Source organism: Microbacterium sp. (assembly GCF_036277215.1).
GTDB lineage: Bacteria > Actinomycetota > Actinomycetes > Actinomycetales > Microbacteriaceae > Microbacterium.
In genome coordinates this window covers 1-5,003 of sequence record NZ_DASUNI010000022.1, presented here as the reverse complement: position 1 = coordinate 5,003, position 5,003 = coordinate 1, and the positions used below count along the sequence as shown (strand labels likewise).

The following is a 5,003-nucleotide window of genomic DNA, read 5'->3' as shown; positions in this document are numbered from 1 at the left end:
CGACGTCCTTCATCTGCGTGGCCAGCCCCGGCTCGGGCGTCGCATTCAGGACCAGGACCTCGTAGGTCGTGTCCACGACCGGCGTGACGATCGGCAGCGGTGCGACGGTCGGCTCCGGGGTCGGGAACAGCGCGACCCGTCCCGTGACAAGCAGTGTGCCGAAGATGCCGAGCGCGACCAGCACGATCGTCGCAAGCGCCGCCCAGAGGAACACGACCCACCCGCGCATCCGCGGGTTCTCGGCTCGATGTGCACCGACCCGGCCCACATCCGCGGGAAGGTCGTCGAAGCGATCCCGCGGGAAGGTCGTTCTCGGCACCCCCCGATGGTACCCGCAAGGAAGGCCTGCCCCTTGCGGACCGCGCTGCGCCGCGACCCGGCAGTGCCGCGCTCAGCGGGGCGAGCCGGAGGCCCGGGAGAGACGGGCCTGCTGCCGCGCGTCGCGGATGCGGCGCAGCCGCTTGACGAGCATCGGGTCGTGCTCCTGCGCGTCGGTCGTGTCGATGAGCCGGCCGAGCAGCTGGTAGTAGCGGGCCGGCGACAGCCCGAGGTCTGCGCGGATCGCCTCCTCCTTCGCACCTGCGTGCCGCCGCCATTCCGCCTCGAACTCGAGGATGGCGCGGTCGCGGTCGCTGAGGGGCACGCGCTCACGCTAGCGCGGCACCACCGCCGATCCCGCGCGCCACTCCACGGATGCGCCGAGCGGGTCGACGGCCGCCAGCGGGACGCGGTCCCTGCCGAGCACGAAGCCGCCCCACGTCGCCGGATCCACGGGCGGCTGCCATCGATCGTGCAGCCCCGGCGGGTCGATCGAGACCCACACCGCATCCAGCCCCCCGAGGATTGCGAAGAGTCGTTCCCGTCCGGCCCGCGAGATGTGCGGCAGCACACCGGGCGTCGTCACCACCAGCGTCACGCCGGCCGGCGCCTGCGCCGCCAGCGACTCGAGCACGCCGGCGTCCGTCGCGTCGCCGCGCATCAGCAGCGGCGGGTCGGCCGCGACGATGTCCAGCGCCGCCTCGATGCGTGCGACGCGACCCTCCTCCCCCGGCCACACGAGGCTCAGCAGAAATCGCCGATCCTCCGGGTCGGCGGCGTCGAGCGGCACGAGGTCGAGGCCGGCGCGCCACACCACCTCCGGCATCCGCATTGGGGGGTTCCCGGTGACAGAAGACTCCAGCACGACCCTCGAGGCCCCGTCGGACGGGTCGAGGTCGGGACCACCCCGGTAGCGGTACGAGTAACGGTCGGGGTACAGGCAGAGACCGGCGCTCGCGCCGACCTCGAGAAGGGCGAGCGGACCCGGGATGCCGCTCAGCGCGGGCAGCAGCGCCGCACACCGCAGCGGCTCGTTGGTCTGCACACTCCGCCGCGAGCATTCGTCGACGACCGCATCCGCGTGCGCGCGCAACCACTCCGCCCAGCTGCCGTAGGGCCCCTCCTCGGCACCCAGCATTCGCGTGACGGCGAAGACGAGCGGCGGCTGACGGTGGGTGTCCGGGATGCGCGCCAGGATCGCCTGAACCGCGGGGTCGGCTTCGACTCCTCGCGCCCACTCGGCATAGAGCGCCGAGCGTCCGGGTGCCTCCTGGCCGGCGAACCGCCCGTATCGCTCGGCGACGGCGGCGGCGGCATCCATCGTCCTATTCTCGGGGTCGGCCCGAGGGCACACGAGACCTGCCCGACAGTCCGTGGGCGAGAATGGAACCTGGTGAAGGAGGACTCCATGACCTACAGCGTCGAAAAGACCGACGAAGAGTGGCGCGCCGAGCTCGGCCCCGACAAGTACCAGGTGCTGCGCGAAGCCGCGACCGAGCGCGCGTGGACCGGTGAGCTCCTCGATGAGAGTCGCGCGGGTCTGTACACCTGCGGGGCATGCGGCGCGGAGCTGTTCCAGAGCGGCACGAAGTTCGACTCGCACTGCGGGTGGCCGAGCTTCTACGAGTCCGTCCGGCCCGAGGCCGTCGAGCTGATCGAAGACCACACGTACGGGATGCTGCGCACCGAGGTGCGCTGCGCGACGTGCGGCTCGCACCTGGGCCACGTCTTCCCGGACGGTGTCGGAACGCCCACCGGGGACCGCTACTGCATGAACTCGATCGCGCTGGAGTTCACACCCGACACAGGCGCATGACCTCAGCGCTGGACGCCGTCCGCCGCCGCCGCTCCTGGTCGAAGGTGACGGATGCCGCACCCACGCACGCCGAGCTGCTGACCCTGGTGTCCGCCGCCGGGCGGGTGGCCGATCACTCGTCGCTGCGGCCCTGGCGGCTCATCGAGCTGCGCGGCTCCGACCGTGTGCGCCTCGGCCGGGCAATCAACAAGGCGGACGGCCACAAGGGCTCTTCGTCCAAGCCGCTGCGGGCGCCGCTGCTGATCGCGGTGGTGGCGAGCTACCGCAAGAGCAAGGTGCCCCGGTGGGAGCAGGAGGCCGTCGCCTCGGGTGTGGCGCACGTGCTGAGCCTGCTTCTGGACGAGGCCGGCTGGGGCGTGCTGTGGCGCACCGGCGATTACACCCGCAGCAAGCCGGTGGCGAAGCTGCACGGCCTGGGCAAGAACGAGGAGCTGCTGGGCTGGCTGTACGTCGGAGGCAAGCCGCCCAGGTCGCGACCCGGTCGGCTGAAGGCGGTCGACGCCCGCCACCACGTGTCTCGGCTTCCCGCCGAGAAGCCCAAGAGCGGCCGCTCGCACACCGACGATCACGAAGCCTGAGCGCTACCGACGCAGTCGCCGCCACGGCCTCGTGGCGACCACCACCGACAGCAGGGCCACGACGACCATCGTGATCGCCTGAAGGATGCCGGGGCTCGCCGGCGTCGGCCACAGCGTGTCGAGGGCGAATGACGTCAGCAGCTGGCCGACGACCACGCCGAGGCCGAGCAGCAGCACCCCCGTGTGGGTGACCAGCGCCGCAGACAGGATGATGTAGATCACTCCGGTCACGCCGCCGAGGTAGAGCCACGCCTCTCCCGGAACCTGCGCGGGCATCCCGACGACGGCCACGTGGACCGCGGCCGCCCCGACCAGGATGATCGTCCCCCCGATGAAGTTGACGAGAGTCGCGGTCAGCGGCGTTCCGACGCGCTGATTCAGGCGTCCGTTCGTGGCCTGCTGCCACGCGATGCCGATGCCGGTCGCGAGCGGGAGGACGAGCATCCAGAGCGGGATGCCGCTCAGCCCGTCGCCGGCGAGCGCGATGCCGACCGCGAGCAGCGCAAGGGCACCGCCCGCGACCCGCGGCAGCGTGACGGCGACGACGCCGGCCGGGCCGTACCCGATCCGATCGAGAATCAGCCCGCACATCGCCTGCCCGGCGACGACTCCCACGGTGAACAGCGAGACGCCGATGATGCCGACGGCGATCCCCTGCGTCGCGACGGTGAGTGCTCCGGCGGCGCCGCCGGCGAGCATCCACCACGGGATGCGGCGCGCACGGACGCCGGTCGCGAGTGCCGTGAATCCTCGGCGACCCGACGGCAGCGCCGCCGACAGGACGATCAGAATCAACAGGCCCGTCCCGAACGAGATCGCCGCCGCGACGAGTCCGTCACCGAGCCGCACACCCAGCTGCCCGTTGATGCGGGCCTGCACGGCGGTGAGCACCCCCACCAGCGCAGCGCCGCCGAGCGCGATCCAGGTCGGCATGCGGCGGCGGGTCACTCCCCCATCATGCCGGGACGCGGTGCCTGCTCTCATCGAGGGCCTCTGCGCCCGGTGACAGACTTGGAGACCCCGGACGCGCCTGCGCGTCACGGACGGGCGACGCTGTTGGAAATCCTCGAAAGGCCGATCCATGACGACATCGCGCGACCGCCGCGTCGGAATACTGCTGCCCCGCGACCTGCCTGCGGGCCAGGTCGTGGAGTTCGCCCGCCGAGCCGAGCACCTCGGATTCGATGAGCTCTGGGTCGTCGAGGATCTCGGCTTCCGCGGCGGAATCGCGCAGGCCGCCACGGTGCTCGCTGTGACATCGCACATCACCGTCGGAATCGGCATCCTGCCTGCCGGTGCACGGAACGTGGCATTCGCGGCGATGGAGATCTCGACGCTCGCGCAGCTGCATCCGCACCGGCTCACCGTCGGGCTGGGACACGGCATGCCGGAGTGGATGCGCGAGGCGGGCGCATGGCGCAGCCGGCCGCTCTCGTTCCTTCGCGAGTACACCGAGGCGTTCGACAAGCTGCTGCGCGGCGAGCCCGTCGCGGCGACTGCTCATCTCGACGCGAACATCTCGCCGTTCGCGGAACGCCCCGACGTCGTACCGCCCATCGTCCTCGGCGTGCGCGGACCGAAGTCGCTCGTCGCCGCGGGCGAGATCGCCGCAGGCGTGGTTCTCGCTGAGCCGGCGAGCCCCGAATACATCGCGGCGTCTGTCGAGCTGGTTCAGCGGCGGCGGACGAGCTCCGCTCCGCTGGTGATCACATACGACCTCGCCGCCGTCGCCGAGGACGCGCGCGCGGCGCGCGACCTCGTGCGGCCCGGCCTCGCGGTGGTCGGCGAAGCCGACTGGCAGCCGCACATCGCTCCCCTCCCATTCGCCTCGGAGCTGGCCGCGCTGCGCCGCGCCTCGGCCGACGCGGCCGAGTTCGCCTCGCGGATCCCTGACGAGTGGATCGGGTCGCTCGCACTCGCGGGGACACCGGAAGAGGTACGCGCGGGCATCGCCGCCCGGCATGCCGCCGGGGCAACCACCGTCGTGCTGACACCCGTCGGCGTCGACCGCATGCGAGCGCTGGAGGATCTCGCGCAGGTGCTCGGTTGAGAGCGCGGGTCAAACCTGATGACTCAGAAATGGACCCACCACCAGGCTCCGCTAGTTCAATCTAATTGTCATGTATTGCGCATGCCGAACGATCGACACAGTCGCAGCAGCACAGAGGACGGCGCCCGTTTTCTCCAATTTGCGAATGCCGTAGCCGGGTTATAGGGAGGCGCCATCAGTTCTCACTAGTGATCCAGTCACGCTGCGCTCGGATATGCCCACCGAACCAGAACCCAAGGAG

Annotated in this window: 6 protein-coding genes and 1 pseudogene; 3 read left to right on the top strand and 4 right to left on the bottom strand. The window is 71.1% G+C overall.

The genetic code is table 11. The features are described from left to right. From VFX99_RS01195 to VFX99_RS01185, 3 genes and pseudogenes are all read right to left on the bottom strand, one after another. Positions 1 to 319, bottom strand: a pseudogene (locus tag VFX99_RS01195) (LytR family transcriptional regulator); the annotation flags it as partial. A 72-nt stretch (positions 320 to 391) separates the two neighbouring features. Next, positions 392 to 643: a DUF3263 domain-containing protein gene (locus VFX99_RS01190; protein ID WP_329664492.1), complete on the bottom strand. Its 252-nt coding sequence runs from the start codon at positions 641 to 643 to the stop codon at positions 392 to 394. 9 nt (positions 644 to 652) lie between these two features. Continuing rightward, on the bottom strand, positions 653 to 1,639 hold the full coding sequence (locus VFX99_RS01185) for a DUF2332 domain-containing protein (RefSeq protein WP_329664491.1): 987 nt from the start codon (positions 1,637 to 1,639) through the stop codon (positions 653 to 655). Between the two features lie 87 nt (positions 1,640 to 1,726). Between VFX99_RS01185 and msrB the strand changes: the two genes are divergently transcribed. Both msrB and VFX99_RS01175 read left to right on the top strand, forming a co-directional pair. Next, positions 1,727 to 2,134: a peptide-methionine (R)-S-oxide reductase MsrB gene (gene msrB / locus VFX99_RS01180; RefSeq protein WP_329664490.1), complete on the top strand. Its 408-nt coding sequence runs from the start codon at positions 1,727 to 1,729 to the stop codon at positions 2,132 to 2,134. Next, positions 2,131 to 2,712 (top strand): nitroreductase family protein, encoded by a 582-nt coding sequence (locus tag VFX99_RS01175; protein WP_329664489.1) that lies wholly within the window; start codon positions 2,131 to 2,133, stop codon positions 2,710 to 2,712. The genes msrB and VFX99_RS01175 overlap by 4 nt, the downstream gene beginning before the upstream one ends. Positions 2,713 to 2,715: 3 nt before the next feature. On the opposite strand, the gene VFX99_RS01170 is transcribed toward VFX99_RS01175, so the two are convergent. After that, entirely contained in the window at positions 2,716 to 3,645 is a 930-nt protein-coding gene (locus tag VFX99_RS01170) for a DMT family transporter (protein ID WP_329664493.1), read from the bottom strand. 148 nt (positions 3,646 to 3,793) lie between these two features. On the opposite strand from VFX99_RS01170, the gene VFX99_RS01165 reads away from it, so the two are divergent. Beyond that, complete coding sequence (locus tag VFX99_RS01165) at positions 3,794 to 4,762, top strand: LLM class flavin-dependent oxidoreductase (protein WP_329664488.1); 969 nt, start codon at positions 3,794 to 3,796, stop codon at positions 4,760 to 4,762. Positions 4,763 to 5,003 lie beyond the last annotated feature (241 nt).

Bases quoted from the DNA above. Each gene is read 5' to 3' on its own strand.
- VFX99_RS01185 (WP_329664491.1), bottom strand. From the start codon at position 1,639: ATGGATGCCGCCGCCGCCGTCGCCGAGCGATACGGGCGGTTCGCCGGC.
- msrB (WP_329664490.1), top strand. From the start codon at position 1,727: ATGACCTACAGCGTCGAAAAGACCGACGAAGAGTGGCGCGCCGAGCTC.
- VFX99_RS01175 (WP_329664489.1), top strand. From the start codon at position 2,131: ATGACCTCAGCGCTGGACGCCGTCCGCCGCCGCCGCTCCTGGTCGAAG.
- VFX99_RS01170 (WP_329664493.1), bottom strand. From the start codon at position 3,645: ATGCCGACCTGGATCGCGCTCGGCGGCGCTGCGCTGGTGGGGGTGCTC.
- VFX99_RS01165 (WP_329664488.1), top strand. From the start codon at position 3,794: ATGACGACATCGCGCGACCGCCGCGTCGGAATACTGCTGCCCCGCGAC.